This window comes from Lactobacillus sp. CA30L (genome assembly GCF_059900845.1).
This window is the reverse complement of sequence record NZ_JBWXGB010000002.1, coordinates 154,484-181,441: the sequence shown is the minus strand read 5'-3', so window position 1 is coordinate 181,441 and position 26,958 is coordinate 154,484. Positions and strand designations below refer to the sequence as shown.

Below are 26,958 nucleotides of genomic sequence, written 5' to 3'. Positions count from 1 at the left end.
AGTAATTATATTTGAAGACAAAATCAAGCACTGCTCGTATAGTGGTAACAAATAGTACGTAATTTTCCCGATTAAAGACTTTTATTCTTCTAGTATGTCTTCAAATAAACTTATTTTTAACGGCTTATTTGCAGCCGGCTAATTATTTCGTTAATTAAATTATTAATTGTATCAAAATCCGCAATAAACCATTCTCGTGGATGAATGATTTTTCCATTACCAGCTCTGATATCAACATCTAACTTATATTTTGCTAAAGCGTGGTGCAAGGCCGTCTCTAAAGCTTCAGGTTTAAGATTAATCACTTGATATTCCGCCATTACTTTAACTGGACCATATAAATAAGTTGCTTCATTTTCTGCATTAGCTATCCTTTGCTCAACTGTTCCGCTAGTAAAACCAACTTTAAACAGCGGATAGTCTTCCCGTATTCGTTTAACTTCAGGATTTTTGCTCAATGACCTAAGAACATAAATGTAGCCTGTAGTTTGATCATCTTCAGCAAGTTTAAAGCTACCCTCGGGTTCTGATACCGCTTTGCCATATCTCTCTTTAGTACCATATAACGAAGCAATTAGTCCATTTCTCAAGGGATTATTTTCTGTCCCATTTTCATAAATTACGTGTAAGCGGGCATTTGTTGGTCTTGAACTATTAGTCTTGTCTTTAAACTCCGAACCAATTGATTCAATATACAGCAACTGCCCATTTAAGACGTAAAATTTGTGTAATTCAATTTCGTTATTATTAAACCTAACTAAACGTCTTCTACCAGAAGCCAAATCTTTTTGAACGTCTTTAAATAATTTCCTGTACTGTGCAAAATTACTTGCGACTTTTCTAGTGGAGATTAACTCAGGTGAATTTTCCTGTTCCCGCTTATACTTCTTGAATTTTTTTGTGTCAAATAGTTTGGCATTCAGACTCTTTCCAGAAACATTATTATTTAATAAAATTGAATCGTCATTTAGGATGTCGTCTAACGAATTAAAGTTAGTTTTCTCTTGACTAACCTTTTCCTTAAGATCCAGATTTTCATCCACATCATTTAATAGATTCATTTCATCATAGGGCTTCAGCTTGGCTACCCGTTCAGGATTATTCCGAATGCCCTTGAGCCTACTGGCCAAGCCACGCTCCTGCAGACGCGATAAATCAGAAGTTTTTTCAGGTTCTTGACCATTATGAGCTTTAACCCAGTCCTGAATTTCCTTAAAGTGCTCAATTTCTGGATCAAAACAACTTGAATTTTTTGCCTTTTCTCTTACCAATAATTCCTTTGAATCAGGATCTTTGAAAATATCGTCTAGTGAACGAATCGGCCGTGAATTATCTATTTTCATTCTTTCTCGCCCTCAGATCACTTAACTTAGCTAAAGCATATGCCATTCGTACTTCCTCTTCATTATTAGAATTTTTGTTGGGTAATCTGTCATTTTCTTTAGCAAAAGCTTTTGCATTATTATAAAGCTGAACCAATTGCTCATCAGAAAAATCGTACTTTTTAGCATCAAGTGACCGCTCGATGATTCGTAAAGTATTACTGTCAATATTTTGTGACATAACATCATAAGCACGTTGAAACGGATTAACAGACTCAATCAAATTAATGTCGAGGTCATCCACATTAATAAACTTGTCTGCCATCTTTAAGATATTATTGGTGGTGCCATTTTTATCAGTAGTAGAGTCAACCTTAGCCTGCCGTAAAACATTATCCGCCACCACATACTCGCTAACTTGTTCAACTTCTTCATCGTTTAGATCCGGGTAGCGCGTCATGATTACTTTGGGAATCAATTCCTTGTTCATCACTTCGGGATCCACATTTGCTGCAATACCCTTGCGTACATCCTCATCTTGCAAAATTCCTGCTGTCAAATCTGGTATCTCGTTTTCGATAATGCTTTGCGTTCTTTCCGTAGTAGGTTCCTTTAACCCTCTAATCAAGATGTCAGCATCTCCCTGCGGACGCTCATTCTCATGCTTCCTACGCTTAAGGTGAATTTCAGGAGCCAATACCTGTTCCATCAACAGCGAAGCAGTGATAGCTTTCAAAATCTGGTTAACCGCGTATTGCACCGCATCGTCCTTAGCATCCGGTTGCTCAACCATATTGGTGAACTGCGCATGTGTCTTATTGGGACTATCACGCGTCACCCGGCCAATAATCTGCACAATCTCGGTCAATGAATGACGATAGCCAATCGTCAGCGCCTGCTCCGCCCAGGGCCAGTCAAAGCCTTCCTTGGCCATATTCAGTGCGACAATAATATCCAGATCATCTGCACTCTTTATATTACGCAGATATTCCTGGACTTTTTCCCTGCCTAATTCATTAACCAAGTCAGCTACTTTTAACAGTTTTCCCGTTTGCTTACTCTTAATTAAGTAAATGCCAGTTTTCTTGTCCCTTTCTTTGATAGAACCAATTGCGTCAAAAATGGTATCTACTTCATTTTCTTTATCTTTGGTCGATTCATTGGAGTTAATGTTAGGGATATGAATAATCGTTTTCTTAGATGTATCAAGTGCTTCTTCCAGGGCTCCAAGGTACGACCCCTGATAAAACTTATAGTCAATGCCAAAGGACTTCAGATACTGGTACCCATCTAATTGTTCATAATAAGTGTACGTTACCTTATCAAATTTCTGTTCATCACTCGGCGAAAGAATTGGCGCAGAATCGCCTCTAAAGTACGAACCTGTCATCGCCATCACATGAGCAGAAGAATTATGCATAATATTTTTTATAGCAGTTCCCAAAACTGAACTGTCATCCGAAGAAACATGGTGAAATTCATCAATAGCAACCAGCACGCTATCAAACTTATGATCATCCATAATTTTGTCATAAGCAAAGCGCAACGTTGAATGTGTACAGATTAATATCCCTTGGTTAGGCACATTCAGAAAATCCACTAACTTTTGTACCTTACTTTGATCGCCGCCCGGTAAAGTCAAATCGTATTGCGGATTTACCTGCCAGTCCTCATAAAAGCCATATTTAACTAATTCGGTATTCTTAAATGAGCGCCCAATCGAGCGCTCTGGTACAGCTACAATAACCTTTTTAATTCCTTGGTGGGCTAATTTATCCAAAGCGACAAACATCAAGGCCCGTGATTTCCCTGAAGCAGGTGGTGCCTTAACCAATAGATATTGTGAATTTCGGTGTTGGTACACACGCGCCTGCATTTCGCGCATCCCTAATTCATCGGTACTGGTACTATTTCCAGTACGATGATAGTTAACCTCAACTACATTTTTATTTTGCATAACTAAAATACCTTCTTATCACAATCAATCAAAAATTTTATTATTATAGTTGACTGATTCATTAACAGCGCAATCTCTTCGGAACATAGACCTGTTGGTAAGCCATGCTTTACTTCATCATTCTGAATTTTTTCGTACATTTCTAGCATTCTAAAGAACAAATTTCTTACTTGCTTAGAAATACCTTTTTCTTTCAAAAATGCTCCTAAATTTTTCTTTTGATTTTCTAAAGATGCTTTTGAATTAGTTATATGACTGACCAATAATTCGATAGTTAGTCTTATTGAATCTAAAGCGTTTCTATAGTCTGCTTTATCGTAAAAGTTATACGACTTTTGCCATTGGTTTCTAATTCCGGCTGGATAATCAGATAGTAAATCAGTTAGGGAATTTCTTGAGCGAATAGCTGCCTCACTTGAGCCTGAAACAACTTTTTCGATTTCTTTGCAAAGCTCTAAATTTGTAACCACTTTACTATGATTCTTTATTTGCGATAGAAATCCTATTTTTTCATTATTATCCAGGCATCCTATATTAGCACTAATAATATCTTTTTTAGAATTAAAGTTGACAACTTGAATTGGAACTTCCTTGCCTACACTTTCGCCATACATTTTTGTCAAATTAATAATTTCATTGGCTGTGAAAATTTCTTTTAATTGGTCTTCTATATCATCAAGTAATACAAATGGAATGTTATTTGTCATCTGAATGTTCTTTCATTTTTTTACTGTACATATCTAGTAGCAATGCTAGCCTTTCATTATCGTCCCTAAAGCCAGTTGCTTTATATGCCCTATCCACCACCTGATCAAGTTCTTGATGGGCCGCTAATAATCTCGAATTCATTGGCTTAGGATTTTTTTGGGCAAGTGGAGAACCATATAATTCTGCTAAAGTTCCACCTTCTTCATTCCTAACATCAAGAATATTCAAGGTTAAGTCTTCAATCTCTTTTTCTCTTCGTTTAGATATCTCAGGAACGGGGAAAGTGTTATACACTAGCCCAGCGGAATAACGATAATCAGTTCCTAATCTACCACCTATTGTTTTTAACCAAACCATATGCAATCTAGATTCTAAAAGTCCTAAAAGCCATAGCGGAGAATCATAAATAGTAAAAGTTGCATATGAAGGAATTATATTACTTTGAACATAATCCATAGGTATATACAGTCTATTATCACTTGATACAACAGGAAGTACTATTGCAGGAGAATCTTGCCATCGAATTTCTCCAAATTTATATGGAGTTGATGCAGCTTTTCTTGTAACTTCTCTATTGCTATTTTCACGATATTTTTTTACAAGTTTTATGCGCTTAGCTATATCATTAATACTTGTAGCTAATTGCAAATTTTCCTTACTTATCCAAAGACAATACTTATACGTTCCATTCAAAAAGTCAGCTGCACTCATATACTTACGAAAAAGTGGTTTTGCTGTGGGATTGTTTTTTATAAAAATCTTATACTTTTCTATACTATAGGTTAGCAGTCCATCATCATAAGCAGCATTGCCTTTTTGTAGTTTCGGTAGTCCATCTTTCCTAGATACTATTTTTTTAACAGTAGTAGATGGTCCCTCACTTAAATAAGGACTTATGCCCACGATATCAGTTTTAAGTAAACCATTCTCATATAGTTTCTTTTGCTTCTTCCATTTTTTACTTTTGCTTCTTAATCCTGCAATTGCAACAATAACACCTGCATTATTTTTAGCATTATTAGTCCATTTAAAAGAAGTGTAAGCAAATGAAAATTCTATATCCAAATTAAATACCAGGGGCCAAAAAATCGGAACCTGTTCTCCTTGAAATATAGAATTAGTCGTTACAAATGATAGTTCTGCATAGGTTTGATATATATATTTAGCTCCCTTCAAATACCAACAACAAACATAATCTAATTTTTTATATGATTGGAATCCCTGAAACACAACGCTCATATCGGATTTATTATCTTTTGTTTGATTTCTACTGCCTATGTATGGCGGATTTCCAAACAAATAAACCTCATCTTCCTTACCATGGGGTAAAACTTCATTCCAATCAAGCCTTAAGGCATTGCCACAAACTATCGCACCAGTATGTTGCAAAGGCAAAGTCGGCCTCACGGCATCCTGGATTTCTTCGTGCAATTTAACATTCATCTGGTGCTCGGCAATCCATAAAGAAAGTCTGGTCGTATCACACGCAAAGTCATCAATCTCGATTCCGTAAAATTGATCAAGCGTAACGGACGGAATATACATTGTTGCAATTCCCAAATTGTTTTCTTCTTTGATAATATCTATTTCAAGTTGGCGCAGCTGCTTGTAAGTAACAATTAGGAAATTGCCTGATCCACAAGCTGGATCCATAAACTTGATATTGCCAATTCGATTATATAAATCTTGCAGCTTTTTATAGTTACCCTTGGCTTTTTCAAATTCGCTTCTCAAGTCATCAAGGAATAATGGCTTAATCACCTTCATGATGTTCGAAACAGATGTATAGTGCATCCCCAAGTGACTGCGGCTATCTTCGGTAGCGACTGCTTGCAGCATTGACCCTAAAATATCAGGATTGATTTGATCCCACTCAAGTTTTTCACCAGCATCAATTATTAGTTTTCTGGCTTTAGCGGTTAATTTTAAAGACTCGTGCGGTTCCTTAAATAAATCACCGTCAACGTAGGGAAAGTCCTGGAACCAACTAGGTGTATTGACTGGTCGTTCTTCTTTTTTTACATCCAAAATGCCAAATAATTGACCGATAAATGCATCCAAATCACTGCCATCAGCTTTGGTTAGTCGCTTTAAGCGATTAGTAAACAAATCTTTTGTGAAAATATCTGTGTCTTCAGCAAATAGGCAAAACAAAACTCGAATCAAAAATAGGTTCAAGCCCTTCCTCGTGGCATTGGGATTGTCCTTGACAATTACATCATACAGTTTGGCAAATCTTTCAGCTGCTCGTATATCGGCGGGGTTTTCTTTGTTAAAGTCAGCCCTTTCAATACCATTCCATGCTAAAAAGAACTCGAATTTTTGGGGGAGTTTCTTAAATGGGATGTTCAGAGTATCCTTAGTTTTAGTATCAAACGCTGCAAATTCCTTGAAGTCCGTAGCTACAATGTACCGCGGCTTCGTGCCCAATTCATCAACTTTATCCTTTATATCGGTAAAAGCTTGCATAACAGCACTATCTGTTTGCTTGTAATAGAGCTTATTCTTCAGGTAAACTTCCCCAGGTACATCAGATAAGTTATTAATTCCCTTTCTCAATTTAGTTACCGTCGCCTTAGGAATGTCATAGACACCCAAAAAGTCATAAATAAAGTTAACCCTATCATTTTTTTCGATTATGTCAGAAATTTTGTCTTCGATGTCTGTAATTGCCATTATTAATTCCTCAATTATTCTATTTGTCTATTTTTATTATCGTAGAAGTAACAAACTAACTCAATACAATTAGTTTAAGATTTTCCTATAAACCAAAACTTTTTAACTGGTTCAAACAAGAAATATGACACTGATTATATTATAATCAAGGATTGTATTATATTCGCATTAAAGCGCAGTTCGGACATCTTAACGATTGAACGTATTCTGTTATCTTATTTTTCTGAATTTAAACTAAATGTTTTATGCTTCTATCATTAACATTCCATCGAAATACCCAAGATGGCCGTAGTTTTTTATCTTTTGCAATCAGTAATAAGCACACAGTTCGGCATAGTTCCTATTAGATTCCTACCGACATAATCAAAACTTTCAATACCATAGTTTCAATACCATAGTATAAGTTTAAAGCAGTTGAAGGTTGAACAAAGTATATTGACTACTACAACACCAAAAAATCAAAAGGCAAACTGAAAGGACTAACTCCGCTTGAATATCGAGAGTTAATCCTTAGCTAAAATTTATTAAACTGTCATAACTGGGGGCACATCAATATCGGAATCGTGCATTACGTTTTTGCTCAATAATAAAATGTCTAATTTTAAGTTGCGTTTTAATTTCTGGTGGATCTACCAGTACTTCAAGTTATTCCATATTTAGACCTAAATATTTATATTATATTTTTTTAACAATATCAATAGTATCATTAAAGTCATAATTTAAATTAGGAGATATAGCTAAAAACTCTGCTGCTCTTTTATGAGATTTTATCTTATACTGTAAAGAATAAATATACTTATTCTTGGCAAAATTATAGTAGTCTTCTATTTCATCAACAGAATCATAGGTTAAAATCCAATTACATTTCAACTTTTTAACTTGATCAGCTATTTTTTTGTGATCATCCATACTCCTAATAGGTAGGTATAGTCTCTTACCTTGTGTTACATAGGGAGGATCTATAAACATAATAGTTCGCTTAGAATTATAATTATCATCTACTAATTTTTTTGTCATATCCAAATTAGAAACGGTAATTTTATTTGAATAATCACCAATCTTTTCTATTAACGGACGTAACCTTGACTTATTAAATTCATAGTCTATTTTCCATTTTCCATTTTGAGATAAACCGCCAATTGGCGTAGCTCCTCTTAAAATACCAGAAAAATTTGTTCTATTCAAAAAAAAAGTAGCGAAACCCAGTTTTACAATTTCAACATTTGTTAATTCATAAGATTTTTTACACTCTAATTTACCAAAAATACTTTTTTGTTTTTTCCATTCTTCTACGTTTATAGGGGTTTCATTGAACAACTTTATAAAGTCATTAGTTTCTTCAGTTATTGCTTTCCAAAAACAATAAATCGCAATGTCAAAATCATTCAAAACAACTTTATTAACTAAATTATTTAAAAGCAAATTAATTGCTATTCCACCGCCTCCGGCAAACGGTTCAACGTAATTATCAATTTCAGTATTATTTTTTATAATTTGCCGTAAAAAAGGAGCTAATTTAAATTTACCTCCAGGATATCTTAATGGTGACCTCCATTTGTCCATATTCTATATACTCCTTTTATTATTTTAACCTTTAACTTCAAGAACCTTTTGTATAATATCATCTAAGAATTTCTTGTTAGACGTTAATCCAGAACCAGTAATATCTTGATTGTCTTCTTTAGCTACTTCTTTAATAATTTCAACCATTTTTAGCATTAATTTCTTACATTGATGTTTATTCCAAAGTACTTTATTTATCTTTTCGCATTCTTTATCAATTTCTTTCCTAGATTTGTCCTTATCTACATCATCTATCAAATAAAATCTTATCATCATAAGAATATGATATTTAAATTTCCTACAATTCTTATCAATTACATTATTTCTAACAAAGAACAAATATCTATATAGTGCAAATGACGATGTATAAAATGCTCTTAAAGAATTTGTTTCTTTGAATACCGAAGATGAATATTTTTTATATAGCTTACCAATCCAGCGACTTGCAATGTGTGGTTTTCCTAAAAACATAGAACTATAACATCTTAAGGAAGTTAAAACGCTCACAATTTTAACTTTTACTGTATTACTGTCGTGATATTGATTAGCTCTTCTCTCATAGTAGAGTTTCTTTTCGCCATCATATGTTTTAAACTCTTCTTCAAGTTTTCTCTGAAACTCAGTAAGAGCCAAAAGTTCTTCATCTTTGACAGCATTTTGTCTATTATTCGCAACAGTTATTTTATCAGATATTTTTTTATTAGTTGTAATTATTATTTTTACAGGAATATTTATATATTTTTTAGCAATATCTTTATTATTGTATATAACATATGATGTTTGACAACCATTTACAATTTGATAATTTTTTAGAATTAAATATGTTGAAATCAACTTAGCATCCTGTGCTATTATCGTTATACCATTATTTAAAATTACCATATTTTCTGGCTCATTAGATTTCAAAGTACTAGCAATATCAGTATTTGTATCAGTATCATCACCAATGAAATCTCTTACATTGTCAAAAAATAATGATCTCCTAAGATCACCATTTTCATCTTCTATAAGTTTTAAGAATTCAGTTTCAGAAAGATACCCATACCAGCCCTGTTGAATTCCTTTTATTTCTGGTAAAGTTACTTTATTAGGAAAGTTTATTTTCTCTTTAACTTTAATATTTGAATCTCTATAATACTGTTGTAGTTTTTGATTATCAACAGGTAGAAAAGTAAACTCAGAGAAAATATTTTCTTCTTTAATTGATTTTTTCACATTATCTATTGCAGCAGTATGATTCCTATCTTCAATATAAGTTCCAATTGTTACATAATAAGCCCTTCCTTGAATAGATTTAAATAATTCAGCATGCTGAATTATTTCATTTATCATACTCCACTTTTCCTTTATTAGAGTATTTTGAATTAATTTAGGTTTAGATCTTAAAATGTCTACTATTCCATCACCAAAGCTTCTTATAGATGCAGAATTAAATTGAGAACTTTTTTTAGCCTGAATAAATACTATTTTTATTGTATATTCACCGAATTTGTTACTATTATTTTTAAAAAAGTCCTCTAAAGCTTCTAGTGAATCAAAAAATTCACCATTTATAATAATTCCTATAGCATCTATCCCTGTGTCATTGGCATTACCGACAAGCATGCCATCAATATCGTCATATTCAAAATATCCATCCATAAGTTTAGACACAACATAATAAGTTGAAAATGCTTCAAAGATTTCAGATTCTTTATAAGAATTTTTATCTAATTTATTATCATCAACAAACTTATCTATATAAGAACTTATTATTCTATCTTTCATAATATACCTCCTCCAGTAAAGCGCTACTACTAACTGCCTATTATCAGCTTTTCATTTATTAAATACAATAAAAAATTCTAGCTCTCACTAGAATTTTCTCTTTCTTGCTTGGCAAACTTTTGGCAAACAATTATCTTTTTAAATGTAGGTTTTTAGTTTAATTAGTTCCCTAAAATGCTGTTATATCGCTCTTCCTGTTTTGAACAATATAGTCCTTTTATTCCCACTCAATCGTTGACGGTGGCTTGCTCGTCACGTCGTAGACCACGCGGTTGACGTTCGGCACCTCGTCCACGATGCGGGTCGAGACCTTCTGCAGAACGTCCCACGGCAGGCGGGCAAAGTCGGCGGTCATGCCGTCGACCGAGGTCACGGCGCGGATGCCGATTGTGTAATCGTAGGTGCGGCCGTCGCCCATCACGCCGACGGAGCGGATGCCGGGCAGCACCGTGAAGTACTGCCAGACCTCTTCTTCAAGGCCCGCTTCCTTGATCTCGGCGCGCAGGATGGCGTCGCTTTCGCGCACGAGCGCCAGCTTGTCCTCGGTCACCTCGCCCAAGACGCGGATGCCTAGACCAGGACCCGGGAACGGCTGCCGCCAGACCAGATCGTGCGGAATCCCTAGCTTTTCGCCCAGGACCCGGACCTCGTCCTTGAACAGCTTGCGCAGCGGTTCGATCAGCTTGAAGTGCATGTCCTTGGGCAGGCCGCCGACGTTGTGGTGGGACTTGATCGTCTGCGCGGTGTTGGTGCCGCTCTCAATCACGTCCGTGTAGAGCGTGCCCTGCGCCAGGAAATCAACGTCATGCAGTTTTTGCGCCTCTTCGCTAAAGACCTCGATGAACTCCTTGCCAATAATCTTGCGCTTCTGCTCCGGGTCACTGACGCCGGCGAGTTTGCCCAGGAAGCGGTCCTGTGCGTTCACCCGGATGATGTTCACGCCCAGGTCGCGGTTCAGCGCCGCCATCACCTCGTCGCCCTCGTTTTTGCGGAGCATCCCGTGATCAACAAAGATCGCGGTCAGCTGGTTGCCGATCGCCTTGTGCAAAAGCGTCGCGGTGACGCTCGAGTCGACGCCGCCGGACAGGCCCAGGATGACCTTCCGGTCGCCCACCGTCTTTTTAATCGCGGCAACCTGCAGCTCGATGAAGTCGTCCATCGTCCAGTTGGCGCGCGCCTTGCAGACCTTGAAGGCGAAGTTGCGCAGGATGTCCAACCCGTACTGCGTGTTGCGCACCTCGGCGTGGAACTGGATGCCGTAGAACTTCTTGGCGTTGTTGGCGATGGCGGCAATCGGGCAGTTCTTGCTCGAAGCGACCGTCGTGAAGCCTTCCGGCGCCTGCTTAACCAGGTCGCCGTGGCTCATCCAAACGTACTCCTCTTCGGGCAGGCCGCTGAACAGGACGCTGCCCGCGTCCTCAACCCGGATGTCGGCGCGGCCGTACTCGGAGTTGTCCGCCTTCTCGACCCTGCCGTCCAGGTAGTAGGACATCAGCTGCATGCCGTAACAGATGCCCAGGATCGGAATCCCCAGGTCAAAGATCGCGGGGTCAACCTTCAGCGCGCCCTCATCGTAGATGCTGTTGGGCCCACCGGAAAAGATGATGCCCTTGGGGTTGATTGCCCGAATCTTGGCCATGCTGATGTCGTGCGGCAAGAGTTCGGAATAGATGCCAAAGTCCCGCAGTCGACGGGTAATTAGCTGGTTGTACTGGCTGCCAAAGTCCAAAACAATGATTTCGTCAAAATCGTGCTCGTTTTCTTTCACTGTGCTCCGGTCTCCTTTAATAAAGCAAACAATAATCACTTCAACTCTACTAAGAATTGCACTCACGGTCAACTCTTTTTAATCAGTTTTGTATTTTTCACGAATTATTTCCTACCTATGCCCAAATTAATTCGCATTTGTTCGTAATCTTGCGCCTTGCACTGGGCCTTTTTCTTGTGGTAGAATGCAGGCACAAGGAAATATCAGGTCTATATATTGCCGAAATAAGGTCGGCAGTCTCTACTCAGAACCGTAAATTCTGAACTATGGCCAATCAAGGCGGTAGCAGCTCACGCTGCTCTCAGGGTCTTTTTTGCCATAGTTGTGGTAGAAAGGGCCCTTTTTGATTCAAGGAGGAAAACGTGAAGCTATTTGAAGACCGCATTCGCCGCGACGGCGAAGTATTGCCGGGCAACGTACTGAAGATCAACTCGTTTTTAAACCACCAGGTCGACCCCGAGCTGATGATGGCAGCGGGGCAAGAATTTGCAGAACTTTTCAGGGATGAAGGCATCACCAAGGTTCTGACCTGCGAAGCATCCGGGATCGCGCCCGGACTGATGGCCGCTTACCAGCTGCACGTGCCCATGGTTTTTGCCCGCAAGAAAAAGCCCTCGACGCTCAACGATGCAGTCTACTGGGCCGACGTCTACTCCTACACCAAGAAAGTAACGAACCAGATCTGCGTCGAGCAGAAGTTCCTGCACAGGGAGGACAATCTCCTAATCATTGACGACTTCCTGGCCAACGGTGAGGCCGTCAAGGGCATGATCAACATTGCCGAGCAGGCAGGCGCGGATATTGCCGGCGTCGGCGTCGTGGTGGCCAAAACCTTCCAGGGCGGCAGCGATTGGGTCCAAGAACACGGCTACCGGCTCGCAGCCCTGGCCAAGATTGGTAGCCTGGCCGACGGCCAGGTGCATTTTGAAGGAGAGGAATAATGCAGCAAAAAGAAGTCAGCCACCAAAAAGCAGCCGTTTTAGGTCTGCAGCACCTGCTTGCCATGTACTCCGGCGCCGTTGCCGTCCCGCTTTTAATCGGCGGGGCGCTGCACTTTTCCGCCGCCCAGATGACCTACCTGGTCTCAATCGACATCTTCATGTGCGGGCTCGCCACCCTGCTGCAGCTATTCACCAACAAGTTTTCCGGCATTGGCTTCCCCGTGATCCTGGGCTGTGCCATCCAGGCGGTCGCACCGCTGCAGATGATCGGCCAGAAGTTTTCAATTAACGACATGTACGGCGCAATCATCGCGGCCGGCATCTTCGTCGTCTTGATTGCGGGCGTCTTCGCCAAAATCAAGAAGTTCTTTCCACCGGTGGTCACGGGAACGCTAATCACCACGATCGGTCTCTCCCTCATCCCGGTTGCTGTCCAAAACATGGGCGGCGGCAGTTCCCAGGCCAAGAGTTTTGGCAGCGGTCAAAACCTGCTGCTCGCCTTTGCCACCATGTTCATCATCCTGGCCCTGCAAATCTGGACCCGGGGCTTCATGCGGTCCATCTCCGTTCTGATTGGGCTGATCATTGGCACTGCCATTGCCTCCTTCATGGGCATCGTCTCCTTCAAGCCCGTCCTTGAAGCTTCCTGGTTCCACCTGCCGCAGCTCTTCTACTTCGGCGTGCCCCACTTCGAGTGGTCGTCGAGTTTGACCATGATTATCATTGCCCTGGTTTCGATGGTCGAATCGACTGGCGTCTTCTTTGCCACCGGCGACCTGATTGACCACCAGGTCACCGAGGAAGAACTCAAGAAGGGCTACCGCGCTGAAGGAATTGCCCAGATTTTCGGCGGATTATTCAACGCCTTTCCGTACACAACCTTCTCGCAAAACGTGGGCCTGCTGCAGCTGTCGGGCATCAAGACCAAGCGGCCAATCTACTGGGCAGCCGGCCTGCTCATGGCCATGGGGCTTTTGCCTAAGATCGGCGCACTGGTGACCATCATCCCGACGCCCGTTCTCGGCGGGGCCATGCTGGTCATGTTCACCATGATTGCCGTTCAGGGCATCAAGACCCTGGCCAAGGTCGACCTGACTGCCAACAGCAACGTCCTGATCATCGCCATCTCCGTTGGACTAGGCCTGGGCGTCACGATCTACCCGCAATTTTTCCAAAATCTGCCCGCAACCGTTCAGCTCTTCCTGAGCAACGGGATCGTGATTACCAGCCTGTCGGCCACAATCCTGAACCTGCTGCTCAACGGCATCGAGGTCAAGCCGGCCGATCCGGCCACAACCATCTCCTAGAATTTTCCCAATCACAAAAAAGGTGTCTTTCCTCGTGGAAGGCACCTTTTTATGTCCGGTAGATTGCGGCATTCCGGAAATATGGAGGCTCTTCGTGCCCCCTAGTTCGTCTTAATGATGCTGTTAAAGATCTGGGGTGCAAACCTGCCCGCGGCTCCAGCCGGCTGCTTGCCCAATAACCCTGCCTCTTTCAGAAAGCATTCAACCGTTGCCAGCATCTGCACGCCGACGGCCTTGAACTCGGGGTCGCTGATTTTGGCCGTGTACTTCATGATGCCGACGGCCGAAAGCAGAATCAGCAGGGCCTGCGTGACCGGAAGGACCTCAACCTTGTTTCCGCCAGCCGCATACCCCTGCATAAAAGCCCGAATCAACTCTTCATTTAAGGCAAAGTCCTGGTAAAAAAGCTTGACAAAATCCTGATAGTTAACACCGAGCCGTGCCCGTTCAAAATCAATCAGGGTCAACTTACCGTCAACCAGCTGGTAGTTGCGCACGCCGACGTCACCGTGCAGGACAAAGTGGGAATTGACCCGGATATCCTGCTCAACCTGCGGCTTGACCTTGGAAAAGCCGGCAAAAAGAGCGCCCAAGCGTTTCTTAATGGCCGATTCGTCCAGGCTGGCAATGTCTCCTTGCATCTTAGCAAATAAGTTGTCCGCAGTAACGATACCGGCAAACGGCCTGACCTGAATGTGGAAGCTGGCCAGCTGCGTGCCCATCTCTGCTGCTAGTTCATTCGTAATTTTACCGGTCAGGGCCCGCGGGGCTAGGTCCGTCATGACCAGTACAAATAGTTCTGGTGTCGTCGCGAGCGTAAAAGACTCAAGCACGCGCTGGTTGAGCTGCTCGTTGACCGTCTTCTCGGTCACAAGCTTTTGCTTTTGCGTAAAGACCTTGACGAAGACTTGCTGCTTGTGCTTTTGGCTGTAACCGGCAAACGTGCTGTTTAAAGACTCATGGTCGATGGGAACTAACTGCGCGCTTAGCACCCGGTCCAGTAACTGCTTAAGTTTTCTGTTCTCTACCATATAACTGGTCCCCTTGAACAAAGGAGCAGCTCCTTTTCGAACCGCTCCTGTTAAAATCACTCAACACCTAAACGTAGTCGTTAAAGTCGATGACCTGGTCGTAACGGGTCAACTCTTCCGGCTCGTAGTGGTGGATCACCTCAATAAACGTGCGGTCCGAATCAAACAGGTAATCGTGCACCTGGTTTGACGTGGCCTTGTCCAGCGAGGCGTTGACTTCATCCAATAAAAGAATTTGGCGTTGGGACAGAATTGCCCGTGCCAGTTCGATCCGCGACAGCTGCCCGCCCGACAGCTGGTCGGCATTGTCGCCCAGTTCGTAGTCCAGGCCCTTGTCTTGAATTAGTTCGCCCAGACCCACGCCTTGGCAAACCGCAAGCACTTCTTCTTGCGGAATCTCCACGCCTAAGGTGAGGTTGAACCACAGCGTATCCGCAAAAATCACGGCACTCTGACTCGAGTAGGCAAAGAGGTTGGTAAATTTGCCCGGCGCTACCGGCTTGTGGTTGAGCACAACTTGTTTGGCCTGGCCATAATCACCGTACATGAGAAATTGCAATAGCGTCGACTTGCCAGCGCCTGATGGACCAATGATGGCCACCTTTTGACCCTTTTTAATAGTTAAGTCGATGTTGTTGGCCAGCTTTTGACCCTGACGGGACAGGCTCAGCCCCACAACTTCCAACTCTGCAAAGCTCGCATGTGTCGCCGCTGAACTTGCCCCGTGACCGTCAGCCTTTTGGCAGAATTGGTCGATCCGCTTGACGATGCCCTTGGTCGTGGACAGGTTGTTGCGCTCGTTGAGGATCTGCAGGATTGGGTTAACAAACGAGTTCGACAGCTGAATAACGCCGAAAAGCGCGCCCAGGGTGGTGAAGCCCTTGATTACAAGGATGATGCCGACCGCGAAGGGCACAAGGAACGTGCCGCCCATGACAATGATGTTGAGGTAGGCGTTCGTGTTGTCCTTGAGCAGGTTCATCCGCGCCAATTTATTCTCAAGCAAATTGATGATACCCCGGTCACGCTCAACGGCATTGTCCTGCCGGTTGTAGAGGTTGAGCGTGCTGGTTCCCGCCAGCGTGTTCTTGGTCTGGTTGACGTACTGGTCGTTGGCCTTGGTCCAGCCCTCCGAAGCCCGCTGAATCGGTTTTTGCAGGAAGTTGGACACGATCATCGGGATGAGCGAGCCGGCAAAAAACATGATCGTCAGAATGGGATTCAGGTAGAGCGCGTAACCTAGGGCGAGCAAAACCGTGTAAAAGTAGGTCAGAATCGAAATCTCGGCCTCGTAGCGGTTCGTTTCCAGCAGCTTAAAGTCGTTGGTCAGAAAGCCCAGGTTGCTTGCATCCTCGCTGCTGCTCAGGAGCATCCCCTTGAGCACCTTGGTCCGCAGCTTGACGTTGGTCTGCTTAATCGCGTCCGCCTTCAGGTAATTGAAGGTGAGGTTGGCGAACATCACGAGAATCAGCGCAATAATCACCTGGATGAAAAATAGCGGTAGCTTGCCAAACTGCTTGTCTGTTGCCATGTTGGTCAGCGAGCCGACCATGTAGGCCATAATAATGTTGGTCGTACTGGTAATCAGTCCGAAGACGTTCAGCCAGAAGAACTTCAGGTGCGAGTAGTTTTTAAAAATCATGTTTGCCTCCACAATACACTGATGAATTAATTAATAATAATTATTTAACCCTAATTTTTTTGTAAAATCTAGTTCATTTTCGCAAGCGGTCAAATATGATGTCTAAGCGGTCCCCACTTGGCCGGCAAAAAGCAGTCCCTATGCATGCTAGCCACTAGCATGTTCACTTATCTACCGGCAACAATTTAACAAAGTTCGTTTCATTTCTTTGCAATTACACACTTATTTTTAATACAATAGAAAGATAAGAAACTTGAAAGGATCGATTTTATGAAAAAAGCAGAATGTACAACAATTCTTGTCGGCAAAAACGCCTCGCTCGACGGTTCGACGATGATTGCCCGCAGCGAAGACGGCGGCCGCGAGATTATCCCGGAGGGCTTTAAGGTCATTGCTCCTGACCAGCAGCCTCGCCACTACGAGAGCGTCATCAGCCACCAGAAGATTGACGATGCCGACCTGCCGGCTAACCCCTTGCGCTACACCAGCGCACCCGACGTGTCCGGTGAAAGCGGCATTTGGGCAGCGGCCGGCATCAATTCCGCCAACGTGGCCATGACCGCAACCGAAACCATCACTACCAATTCCCGGATTCAGGGGATCGACCCGCTGCTGGAGCATGGCGGTCTTGGCGAAGAAGACTTCGTGACCCTGACTTTGCCTTACCTGCACAAGGCGGTCGATGGCATCAAGCGCGTAGGTTACCTGCTGGAGAAGTATGGCACTTATGAAATGAACGGCATGGCCTTTGCCGATCACGATGAAATCTGGTACCTGGAAAGTATCGGCGGTCACCACTGGATTGCCCGCCGGATTCCCGATGATGCCTATGTTGTTGCACCCAACCGGCTAAACATTGACGAATTCCACTTTGGCCAGGACGGCTTCATGGCCGACGATGGCCTGGAGGACCTGATTGCCGAATACCGCCTGAACCCCGACCAAGAGGGCTACAACATGCGCCACATCTTCGGCAGCTCGACGGTCAAGGACGCGCACTACAACAACCCGCGGGCTTGGTTCGTCCACAACTACTTCGACCCTAACTTTGGCGGTCAGCCAGGCAACCAGGACCAGCCCTTCATTTGCCGTGCTCCCCGCAAGATCAGCATTGAGGACATCAAGTGGATTGAGAGTTCCCACTACCAGGACACGCCATACGACCCGTACGGCGATTTAGGCACGCCCGAGCAAAAGAAATCCTTCCGGCCCATCGGGCTCAACCGCAACTTTGAAACGCACATTCTCCAGGTGCGCAATAACGTTCCGGAAGAAATTGCTGGTGTCCAGTGGCTGGCCTTCGGCCCCAACACGTTCAACAGCATGGTGCCATTCTATACCAATGTGAGCGACACGCCTAAGCGTTTTCAGACCGGTCCCAAGTTTGACCTGAAGCAAATCTTCTGGCTCAACAAGCTGACCGCCCAGCTCGGCGACACCAACTTCAAGATATATGGCGAACTCGAAACCGACTTCGAGCAGAAGTCGCTGGCGCAGTGCCACCACATCCAGCACGAAACCGACAAGGAGGTTAAGGGCCTCTCCGGTCAAGCGGTTGAAGACGCGTTAATGGCGGCCAACCAGAAAATGGCCGACCAAGTCTACGACAACACTGTCGAGCTGCTCGGCAACATGGTTAAGGAAGGTCACAACTTGATGACCTTGAAGTTTGACTTATTGGACTAATATTTTAAACTAACATTTTAAAACAGCAAAACAGCGACAAGTGATTGGACTTGCCGCTGTTTTTTGATGTGAGAATTTTTAACAATGTAATAAATAGTATCAACTTAAACCCTTAACATGGATTTTGCTTTGTCTGAATGATATTAATTACGAATATTAATAGCAAATATCACATTTTTGTTCTTGTATAATTGCTGATTTTATTTTATCCTTATTATTGTCATATGTCGCAATATAAGATCAAAAGTGAGGATACAATGTCAAGTTTTCAAAAAAAATACCCTAAAATTGCTGAAATTGCTGATTTTTTGCTTCATAATCCAGAGCTTGGTTACAAAGAATGCAAAACATCTGAAAGGATTGAAGATGAAATTCATCAAATCAGCCCAAGATTAAAAGTCGAACATTATTTAAAAACCGGTTTAAGAGTAACGTTGCCTAATAACAAGCAGAAAACAATTGGAATCATCGCTGAAATGGATTCGCTCTACCAGCCCAATCACAAATTAGCAGATGCAAATACCGGTGCCGCTCAGGCTTGTGGCCATTACACCCAAGTCACTACCGCACTAGCAATCATGAATGAAGTAGTTGCCAATCACAGACTTGAAGACTTTGGTGCTAACCTGGCATTTATCTTCACCCCCTCTGAGGAGTTTGTCGATCTTGCCTGGAGAAAGCAGCAAAAAGAGACTGGCCAAATCGATTACTTCGGTGGCAAGCAAGAAGCAATCAAACGCGGCATTTTTGATGATATTGACTATTGTGTTTCGGTTCATGCAATCGGTGAGGACTTTGATGAGCGAACTATCGAAATCAACTGTGACCTTGCGGGTTTTAATTTTGTCTATTTTGATTTCTATGGCAAGGCCAGTCACGCTGCTTTTGCTCCCGATGCAGGCGTTAATGCTCAAAGCATGGCTACGCTATTCAATACCGCTTTAGCCTTGCAGCGTCAGCAGGTTAAGGATCCCAATCGCATAAGGTTTAATCCGGTAATTGTTGGGGAAAATCACGAATCGATTAACGTAATTCCTGACCACGTCAAGATGGGCACAGACTTAAGATTTTTCGACATAGACAACGCGCAAAAGCTAATGGACCGTTTTAAGCAAGCCGCAGAAGGCTGTGCAGCAGCTCTTGGCGGCTCCGTTAAGTCTGAACGGCAAGTTGGCTACCTGCCCTTAATTTCTAGTAAAAGCATGAATGCCATTGTGAAAGATGTCTTTTCTGCAAACGAAGAGATTCCCGGTTTAATAGAAGATCGGGGCTACACAATGGCAGCAGGCGACATTGGCGATGTTAGCTTTTTAGTACCAACAATCCAAATTGGCTACGGCGGCTGGAACGGAACCATTCATGGCGATGATTTCACCTTAGTTGATCCTAAATTTGTTCTGGCAATTTTCCCCGAGTTTGTCTTTAACTGTATTCGCAAGATTTCAAATAATCTCGATCGGGTAAAAACTTATAAGAGAACAAAAGAAGAATATCTAACTGAATTAGAAAAGATGGCGCAATAAAATGAAATATTTAAAAGCATACGGTCCGCTAATTATTTTGGTGTTGCTAATAGATACAATTGCTGAAATGATCGGTATCCAGGTATTTAAAGTCGGCACAATCGAAATTTCGGTCTTACCCCTAGTGTTTGCGGTAATCATTGCTATTTTAATTTATTTGATTCCCGCAAAACCTATAAAAAAGCTCTACAGCGATAAACGCGTGAAATTTGCCGGCAAATACATGATTCTTATCATGTTGCCCTTAATGGCACGTTATGGTGCCAATGTCGCTCCTAAAATCAACGAAATCATTTCCGTTGGCTGGGTTTTTCTAGTCCATGAATTAGGCAATTTAGGCACGATCATCTTTGGTTTACCGGTAGCATTATTGCTGGGCTTAAGAGAAGAAGCCATCGGTTCAACCTTGGGCTTGGGTCGTGAAGGCGAACTGGCATACATCAGTGAAAAATACACGCTAAATTCGCCGGAAGGTCGAGGAGTACTCGGAATTTATTTAATTGGCACCATTTTTGGCTCAATTATCTTCTCCATCCTGGCCCCGCTGCTTCTAGGAATGGGCTTTAGCTACAAGGCTATCGCAATGAGTGCTGGTGTTGGCTCCAGTTCAATGATGACCGCAGCTTCAACATCCTTAGCAGCTTTAGTACCTCAGCACAGTGACATTATTTTGTCCTTCGCCGCGGCCAGTCAATTGCTGACAAGCTTCATTGGAACTTATATCATGTACTTCCTGGCAGTACCCCTGCAAAGATTCATGTACACCCACATCACTAGACTGTTAGATAAAAAGAAGGAAGTTAATCCAGATCATGAATAAAGAAAACAACTTATATGAGTTGGTTAAAGATGCCACAATCCTTTTACTTAGTATTAGCTTAGTACTATTCGTGCAATGGGTTAAGTTAATTAAAAATCCCAAAAGCACGCCAATTACCACTGACACGTTCATTGGGCTGGGCATGTTATGGCTTTTTTCACTGTTAGGCATAGTTATCAGCATGCTAATGAAAAAAGTGCCCTGGAAAATCATCCAGGGATTCCCTATTCTAGGTTGGGTCTCAATTGTTTCCCTAATTTTTTGTCTGATTAGTCCCTACTGCGTGCGCGTTATCAATGCTGTGGATTTTCTTTCACTAACGACCTCTGTTCTAGCATTTGCTGGAATATCAGTTACCACCCGTTTGAAGGAACTATCGAAGATATCGTGGAAGATTTTAATCGTAGCAATTTTTGTTTTCTTTGGCATGTACTTCATGGATACCTTAATCTCACAAATTGCCCTCAATCTTAGCTAAAAATCGTGATTGCTTCAATTTAATACGGTCCCCGGAATTAAGACAATTTTGGGGATCTTATTTTTATGGCCAAATTACCTAGATAGCCAAAAATGAAACCTTTCATCATTAGCATGATTATGGCATTGGTTCTAAAAAATTGCGTACCTTAGTCGACCAGCGGCCAAGACCACCAACCCGCAAAAATAGCCCGGACAGCCACATTGACTACTGCAGCACCAAAAGAATCGAGAGCAAATTAAGAGAACTAACTCCTTCTGAATATTGAGAGTTAGTCCTCAGCTAGAATTTATTAAGCTGGCCTAATTTTGGGATTCACACCACTTGCCGCTGTTTTTTGATGTGCGAATTTAGTTTGAGTTTTTATTCCCGCAGCATGCGCTTTGCCAGTGCAAAGTCGCCGACGGTGGCCGAGCCGTTGTTGCTGATCTCCGGCATCATAATGTACTGGTCGAGTGCTGGAACATGGACGTAGCCGTTCAACAACTGGTCAAAGTCCCGGCGCACTTTTTGTAAGAAACTTTCACTCGTGACGCCGCCACCAAAAACAATCTTATCGGGACGCAAAATCAGCGTAACCTGGAGGGCGGCCTGGGCAGCGTAATAGCTCATGATGTCCCACACGGGAGCGCTCAGGGGGACATCCTGGCCCTTTTTGCCCAAGCGCGCCTCAAAGGTCGGCCCGGAGACCAGCCCTTCCAGGCAATCCTTGTGAAATGGACAGACACCAGCAAAGTTGAGGTCATCGGGGTGGCGCTTAAGCTTCACGTGGCCCATTTCGGGGTGGCCGAGTGACCCAACGAGCTTGCCGCCAATGATTGCGCCGCCGCCAACGCCGGTGCCAACCGTATAATAGACCAGTGAATCGACGTCCTCGTTGGACAATTGCGCCATAACATATTCGCCGTAAGCAGAACCATTCACATCCGTGGTAAAGTACATCGGCACGTCAATGTGTTTTTTGAGAAAGCCCACAAAATCGGTATTGCTCCAGCCCGCCTTCGGTGTGTCGGTGATGTAGCCGTAATTGGGCGCCGTTTTGCGCACCTCGATTGGGCCAAAGGAGGCGATGCCGATTGCTTCGACCCCCGATTCCTTGAAGTAATCGGCAACTTTTTGCAGGGTTTCCGCCGGTTTCGTTGTCGGAAACGTCACTTGGTCTTTAACCTGGTAATTCTCGTTGCCAACGGCACAGACGAACTTGGTGCCGCCGGCTTCAATTGATCCTAATAGCATTTAGAGCTCCTTTTCCGTTAAAACTATTTACCTATAATTTTACGCTGATTAGCATGACAATTAACAATTTTGTAAAATAAAAACTCGTTTTCTGATGTGTTCAGCTTAACGAGTTATTACCCAATATCAGTTATAACTTTTGACAAACTTCAAAAATTTCTTTATTAGGGCCATAAAAGTTAAAGTATTTGATACCATTTTCCCAATAAGGCAGGCTTTGAATACCATCGTCAACAAACTGAACATTTAATTCATTAACGAACTCAAAGGCTTTATTAATATCGGTTGTATCAAGTGCAATATGGTTAATTGCACCCACCTTTTCTGGTGCTTCTTTAGGGGAATCCCAACTTTCCAGCATTAATGATTCTAGCTGGTAGAATCCAACACGCATGCCATTGACATTCTCAGTATTGACCAACTTAAAACCTAGGTTTTCATAAAACATTTTACTTTGTTCAAATTTTTGCGTTGGTATACCAATATGTTGTAAACCATAAAAAATCATTTAACCGCCTCAATTATCTTTCTGTGTCTTTCCATTGAGTAAAGTATTTTATATTTGAAACTGCAACTTTACCTTCAGTTACAAAAAAGCTAAGTTCTTTACCAGTCTTGTTATACATACGTGCACTCAAAGCTACATTATTAACATATAAAATGATAATGCTATCGTCAACAATCAATTTGATATCATATTTCTGGCCTTGGACTAATGATATCGGGCGCTGCAACCCGGTGTCAAAGTACGAAGGCCACGGATAATTTGGAGTTCTCGAGAATTTAAGCGCGTGCTCAGGTTTAGAAATCTTATATTGATAACCCTCTCTAGTTACATCATTGACAAAAGCCTTAATTCCACATTCTTTGGTATCGGCAAGAACTTCAATTTGAGCTTCAAGCAAAAATTGCTCTGGTATATCTTGGATAATTGTTTTTTCATTTTTACCACCGGTCTGTCCTAGCTCAAGGGGCGGCAATGAAGTCACTTGGGCAAAATTATCGATAATTGGTTGTGGTAGCGTTACTCCTAACGTCTTATCGTCTCGCTGAACAATCTGGTGAGGAACAAAGGCACCACCCCAATCCCAGTTTCCAAGATCTTCGCTATTTTCTTTTGTTGCAACCCAGCCTGTCAAAAAGCGCCCAACTTGATCATTGCCTACAGTTCTAGCCGCATAATAAGCTTTACCATCAAAGAATTCGTCATTTAATGAGCGCCAATTACCAAACAAATTTTTACTAATACGGTATTTGGTTCTTTTGTCTTCGGAATATTCAGAAAAGACTAAATACCAATTATTATTCATCTTAAACAAGTCAGGCATCTCTAGCATGTTAAATTCATTCGGACTCCAAAAATCACCTTTGAATTTCCAATCCTTCATGTCTTTAGATTCAAAATAAACCAATCTACCGGTTGGCTTTTTCTTATCACTAGGCAATCTAGCACCTAAAACCATAATATAGCTCTTTTTATTATCATCATAAACAACCACTGGATCACGCCAATCATTATGGTCATAACCATTCTGTGGCACTAAACTTGTAGCCTGTCCCGATTTTTGCCAGTGAATCAAATCTTGACTAGTAGCCAACATCAATATCTCCGAGGTCTTTTTAGCAAGCTTTGCCTGCCGATTATGACCTGTATAGAAGGCAAGCTTCTCCCCTTTGCCCTGGACTACACTACCTGCATAAATAAATTGATCAGCAGCATCGTGCGAACCCTTTGGCAAAACTTCACCATAATCTTTAAAATTAACAAAATCCTTAGTCGTCACAAGCGACCAACCAAATGGATCCGTTAACGGTTTTGGTTTTCGGGTATCTCTTTGATGAAAAAGATAAAAGGTTTGGTCTTCATTATTGAAGAACGGCATACAATCGCCAAACCAATGCCCGTTGGGTTGATAAAATATTTTTTGCATTTTTATGATACGTTCCTTTTTATTCGTCTTCAGCACTCATAACGTTTTTGATTTCAAATTCAGTTAGCGGCTGCAATTGTCTAATTGCTTCTACTACTTCGTTTAACGTTTTATTCTGCATTCTTAAATTCAGAGTCTCAACTAGAGTTGGAAGATTGACGCCACCAAATAGATGAGACCCGCTCTTCCAAAGCACACTTCTCTTTGCAAATTCATTGAAAGGCGTTCCCCCTGCAATGTCGCAAAAGACAAGTACCTGTTGATTACTCATAGATGCAACTAACTTATCAGCTTTGCTGGAAAATTGTTCTACACCATTATCTCCTAATTCAATTACACTTATTTGTGAAATTTTGCCAAAAAATGATTGTAAAACATTTAGAAATTCTGAGGCAAGATGGCCATGTGTAGCAATAATAACGTTAAACATTGAAAAATAATCCTTCTTAAATATAATCTTTTAAATGAACTGTGGGACTTTGTGGCGTTGGTATTACAGTTACTTCAATTCTACGATCAATTAATTGCTTAAATGCTAGTCTCTCTTCTTGAGTAACATTGATTGACGGTCTAACTCGTTCAGTTCCTTCACGTTGAGCCAAATTGCCAACATTCACTTTCGTAATTGGAAGCCCATTATCAATTAAATAATTAACATCCATTGGTGATATGCAAATTAGCAATACACGTTGCCCCTTGTACTTACCGTTTTTTATATTGTCAAGAGCCTTTTCTTTCCCCAAAATCGAAGTGCTTACATTAGCTGGAGCTGCTAATCTAACAACAGTCTTGCGCATCTCATCATTCATAATAGCATCATTAATTACCATGATCCTTGTTGCATTTAGGCGACCACTCCATTGCGTTGCAACTTGACCATGAATCATTCGATCATCAATTCTAACGTGAATGATTCCTTCCATACTCTCTGTCATTATTTACCCCTTAAGCTAAAATATGCATTGCATTTAATGCCACTGATACCACTAGTACAATCAATATTACATATACTGGTTTTACCTTTTTCCCAAGTAAATAGTAAATTATTGCTACAGCAGCTGCTGGTAAGAGGCCAGGCATAATCTGATCTAAGATACTATTACCTGTCATTGTTAATTTGCCTTGTTTAAAGGTAAATGCCAAATTTACTTTTACCATAGTTGCTGCCAATGCACCAACAACCATTAATCCAAGTACTGAAGCAGCATTGGTAAGAGCTTTAAGTGTTGTATTGATAGACGAGAGCATCTTGGTACCCGATTTATAACCAGCATTGAACAATGGATAAGCGGTAAGCCTCAGCAAAATTGAAGCAACAATCCACATAAACACTCCAAATGGATTACCATTCAAAGCCATGTTAGCAGCAATTGCACCAAAGATTGTCCATGGAATGGTCACAAATACACTGTCACCTATACCAGCTAATGGCCCCATCAATCCTGTCTTTAAAGCGCTAACCGCTTCAAGTGAAGCAGTTTTTCCTTTTTCTTCCATTCCCACGTCTACGCCCATAATGAATGGTGCCGTATAAGGAGTGGTATTAAAGAATTGTAATTGAGTTTTTATTGCATTTTTCTTGCCTTTGGGATCGTTTTTATAATTTTCATCAATAAAAGGCATCATTGCGTAGGTATAACCTAACGCTTCATATTTTTCATAATTTAAGGATGTTGCACCGAAAACAATCCAGCGATTCATTACTTTTCTGTAAACTTTATTCATTTTACTCATCTTCATTCAATCCTCCATCTGCAGCTTCTTTTACTGTACCATTGGCTTTAGACTGATTTTTATATAAAATCAAAGCAATTGCAAAACCGATTAGAGAAATACCAATAATTGGCATCTTTAAGTAAATTGCTAAAACGAATCCAATAATAATATACGAAAAGTAGTCTCTAGTAGGTAAGTATTGAAGAAGCATTCCGATACCAACAGCTGGTAAGATCCCGGCTGCCGTCTTTAAGCCGCCAGACAGCCACGCTGGGATATAATTAATAAAACTGCCAACAATCTTAGGGCCCAAGATAACCGTCAATAAAACAGGAATTCCAGATACAAAGCTGGTAAATAATGTGGCAAGATACTGCATCCAGCTAATCATACGATAATTACCTTCTTCTACAAATTTCTCAGCTCTTTGTTGACAAAAGATGTTAGCAGACCACTTTAAAACATCGACTTGAACAATCAATAGAGCAATTGGAATTGCAAGGGCAACACCAATTGCGGCTTTTTGGTGTGTTGCCAAAGTCAAATAAGTACCAATTAAGGCTGCCGTTTGATAATCTGGTACAGACGCCCCTCCAAAACTGGTTATGCCAAGTGTCATTAATTGTAGAGTACCACCAATGTAGAGGCCAGTCTCTGCATCCCCCATAATTAAGCCAGTGATAAAACCAGCTACAACCGGTTGTGATATGCCAATTTTAGGGCCCTCTTTATCAAAATTAATAATAAAGCCATATATTATAACCAATATATTTTGTAATAACATTTCTCTCTCCTTCTTGAAGATATAAAAATAAAACTGCTAAGTTCTTTAAGCATTACTTTCCTCCTATAAAGCTTTTAGCAATTTTCGTGCCAAGAATATATA

The 26,958-nt window shown here is 41.8% G+C and carries 23 protein-coding genes and 1 riboswitch; of the genes, 7 read left to right on the top strand and 16 right to left on the bottom strand.

The genetic code is table 11. The annotated features are described in order from the left end of the window. Positions 1-116 precede the first annotated feature (116 nt). From AC2JF8_RS03345 to AC2JF8_RS03330, 4 genes are read right to left on the bottom strand one after another with little or no spacing between them, the layout of a single operon-like run. Positions 117-1,343: a GIY-YIG nuclease family protein gene (locus AC2JF8_RS03345; protein WP_500761136.1), complete on the bottom strand. Its 1,227-nt coding sequence runs from the start codon at positions 1,341-1,343 to the stop codon at positions 117-119. Then, positions 1,330-3,279: a DEAD/DEAH box helicase gene (locus tag AC2JF8_RS03340; protein ID WP_500761134.1), complete on the bottom strand. Its 1,950-nt coding sequence runs from the start codon at positions 3,277-3,279 to the stop codon at positions 1,330-1,332. The genes AC2JF8_RS03345 and AC2JF8_RS03340 overlap by 14 nt, the downstream gene beginning before the upstream one ends. Positions 3,280-3,281: 2 nt before the next feature. After that, positions 3,282-3,986, bottom strand: a complete 705-nt coding sequence (locus tag AC2JF8_RS03335) for a hypothetical protein (protein WP_500761132.1) — start codon at positions 3,984-3,986, stop codon at positions 3,282-3,284. Then, complete coding sequence (locus AC2JF8_RS03330; RefSeq protein WP_500761130.1) at positions 3,976-6,663, bottom strand: class I SAM-dependent DNA methyltransferase; 2,688 nt, start codon at positions 6,661-6,663, stop codon at positions 3,976-3,978. The genes AC2JF8_RS03335 and AC2JF8_RS03330 overlap by 11 nt, the downstream gene beginning before the upstream one ends. A 434-nt stretch (positions 6,664-7,097) precedes the next feature. On the opposite strand from AC2JF8_RS03330, the gene AC2JF8_RS03325 reads away from it, so the two are divergent. Continuing rightward, positions 7,098-7,181, top strand: a complete 84-nt coding sequence (locus AC2JF8_RS03325; RefSeq protein ID WP_500761281.1) for a hypothetical protein — start codon at positions 7,098-7,100, stop codon at positions 7,179-7,181. A gap of 157 nt (positions 7,182-7,338) precedes the next feature. On the opposite strand, the gene AC2JF8_RS03320 is transcribed toward AC2JF8_RS03325, so the two are convergent. The 3 genes from AC2JF8_RS03320 to guaA all read right to left on the bottom strand — a co-directional run bounded on the left by AC2JF8_RS03320 (position 7,339) and on the right by guaA (position 11,761). Further along, positions 7,339-8,226 (bottom strand): DNA adenine methylase, encoded by an 888-nt coding sequence (locus tag AC2JF8_RS03320; RefSeq protein WP_500761128.1) that lies wholly within the window; start codon positions 8,224-8,226, stop codon positions 7,339-7,341. A 24-nt stretch (positions 8,227-8,250) separates the two neighbouring features. Then, entirely contained in the window at positions 8,251-9,993 is a 1,743-nt protein-coding gene (locus AC2JF8_RS03315) for an AIPR family protein (RefSeq protein WP_500761126.1), read from the bottom strand. A 217-nt stretch (positions 9,994-10,210) separates the two neighbouring features. Continuing rightward, positions 10,211-11,761 carry a glutamine-hydrolyzing GMP synthase gene (guaA, locus tag AC2JF8_RS03310; RefSeq protein WP_500761279.1) on the bottom strand — a complete coding sequence of 517 codons (1,551 nt, stop codon included), beginning with the start codon at positions 11,759-11,761 and terminating at the stop codon, positions 10,211-10,213. Between the two features lie 189 nt (positions 11,762-11,950). Continuing rightward, a riboswitch (purine riboswitch) is annotated at positions 11,951-12,048 on the top strand. 75 nt (positions 12,049-12,123) lie between these two features. Here guaA and AC2JF8_RS03305 point away from each other — a divergent pair. Together AC2JF8_RS03305 and AC2JF8_RS03300 are read left to right on the top strand one after the other, a co-directional pair. Further along, positions 12,124-12,702, top strand: a complete 579-nt coding sequence (locus tag AC2JF8_RS03305) for a xanthine phosphoribosyltransferase (RefSeq protein WP_500761124.1) — start codon at positions 12,124-12,126, stop codon at positions 12,700-12,702. Beyond that, positions 12,702-14,009 (top strand): nucleobase:cation symporter-2 family protein, encoded by a 1,308-nt coding sequence (locus tag AC2JF8_RS03300; protein ID WP_500761122.1) that lies wholly within the window; start codon positions 12,702-12,704, stop codon positions 14,007-14,009. The genes AC2JF8_RS03305 and AC2JF8_RS03300 overlap by 1 nt, the downstream gene beginning before the upstream one ends. Positions 14,010-14,110: 101 nt before the next feature. On the opposite strand, the gene AC2JF8_RS03295 is transcribed toward AC2JF8_RS03300, so the two are convergent. After that, positions 14,111-15,040 carry a phosphotransferase gene (locus AC2JF8_RS03295; RefSeq protein WP_500761119.1) on the bottom strand — a complete coding sequence of 310 codons (930 nt, stop codon included), beginning with the start codon at positions 15,038-15,040 and terminating at the stop codon, positions 14,111-14,113. Between the two features lie 67 nt (positions 15,041-15,107). After that, positions 15,108-16,682, bottom strand: a complete 1,575-nt coding sequence (locus tag AC2JF8_RS03290) for an ATP-binding cassette domain-containing protein (RefSeq protein ID WP_500761117.1) — start codon at positions 16,680-16,682, stop codon at positions 15,108-15,110. A gap of 270 nt (positions 16,683-16,952) precedes the next feature. Here AC2JF8_RS03290 and AC2JF8_RS03285 point away from each other — a divergent pair, with 270 nt between their 5' ends. From AC2JF8_RS03285 to AC2JF8_RS03270, 4 genes are all read left to right on the top strand, one after another. Continuing rightward, positions 16,953-18,368 carry a C69 family dipeptidase gene (locus tag AC2JF8_RS03285; RefSeq protein WP_500761115.1) on the top strand — a complete coding sequence of 472 codons (1,416 nt, stop codon included), beginning with the start codon at positions 16,953-16,955 and terminating at the stop codon, positions 18,366-18,368. A gap of 257 nt (positions 18,369-18,625) precedes the next feature. Continuing rightward, positions 18,626-19,891 carry a M20/M25/M40 family metallo-hydrolase gene (locus AC2JF8_RS03280; RefSeq protein WP_500761277.1) on the top strand — a complete coding sequence of 422 codons (1,266 nt, stop codon included), beginning with the start codon at positions 18,626-18,628 and terminating at the stop codon, positions 19,889-19,891. 1 nt (position 19,892) lies between these two features. Beyond that, entirely contained in the window at positions 19,893-20,711 is an 819-nt protein-coding gene (locus tag AC2JF8_RS03275) for a DUF3100 domain-containing protein (RefSeq protein WP_500761114.1), read from the top strand. Then, positions 20,704-21,189, top strand: coding sequence for a hypothetical protein (locus tag AC2JF8_RS03270; RefSeq protein WP_500761112.1), 486 nt, complete (start codon positions 20,704-20,706; stop codon positions 21,187-21,189). The genes AC2JF8_RS03275 and AC2JF8_RS03270 overlap by 8 nt, the downstream gene beginning before the upstream one ends. A gap of 363 nt (positions 21,190-21,552) precedes the next feature. Here AC2JF8_RS03270 and scrK read toward each other — a convergent pair whose 3' ends face one another. The 7 genes from scrK to AC2JF8_RS03235 form a co-directional block, all read right to left on the bottom strand. Then, positions 21,553-22,425, bottom strand: a complete 873-nt coding sequence (gene scrK, locus AC2JF8_RS03265; protein ID WP_500761110.1) for a fructokinase ScrK — start codon at positions 22,423-22,425, stop codon at positions 21,553-21,555. 130 nt (positions 22,426-22,555) lie between these two features. Continuing rightward, on the bottom strand, positions 22,556-22,933 hold the full coding sequence (locus AC2JF8_RS03260; protein WP_500761108.1) for a VOC family protein: 378 nt from the start codon (positions 22,931-22,933) through the stop codon (positions 22,556-22,558). A 13-nt stretch (positions 22,934-22,946) separates the two neighbouring features. Further along, positions 22,947-24,392: a GH32 C-terminal domain-containing protein gene (locus AC2JF8_RS03255; protein ID WP_500761105.1), complete on the bottom strand. Its 1,446-nt coding sequence runs from the start codon at positions 24,390-24,392 to the stop codon at positions 22,947-22,949. Further along, positions 24,376-24,786 (bottom strand): PTS sugar transporter subunit IIA, encoded by a 411-nt coding sequence (locus tag AC2JF8_RS03250; RefSeq protein WP_500761103.1) that lies wholly within the window; start codon positions 24,784-24,786, stop codon positions 24,376-24,378. Before AC2JF8_RS03250 ends, AC2JF8_RS03255 begins: the two co-directional genes overlap by 17 nt. A gap of 16 nt (positions 24,787-24,802) precedes the next feature. Beyond that, entirely contained in the window at positions 24,803-25,291 is a 489-nt protein-coding gene (locus AC2JF8_RS03245) for a PTS sugar transporter subunit IIB (protein ID WP_500761101.1), read from the bottom strand. Positions 25,292-25,301: 10 nt separating this feature from the next. After that, positions 25,302-26,096, bottom strand: a complete 795-nt coding sequence (locus tag AC2JF8_RS03240; RefSeq protein WP_500761099.1) for a PTS system mannose/fructose/sorbose family transporter subunit IID — start codon at positions 26,094-26,096, stop codon at positions 25,302-25,304. Continuing rightward, positions 26,083-26,856 (bottom strand): PTS mannose/fructose/sorbose/N-acetylgalactosamine transporter subunit IIC, encoded by a 774-nt coding sequence (locus AC2JF8_RS03235; RefSeq protein ID WP_500761097.1) that lies wholly within the window; start codon positions 26,854-26,856, stop codon positions 26,083-26,085. Before AC2JF8_RS03235 ends, AC2JF8_RS03240 begins: the two co-directional genes overlap by 14 nt. Between the last annotated feature and the right edge of the window lie 102 nt (positions 26,857-26,958).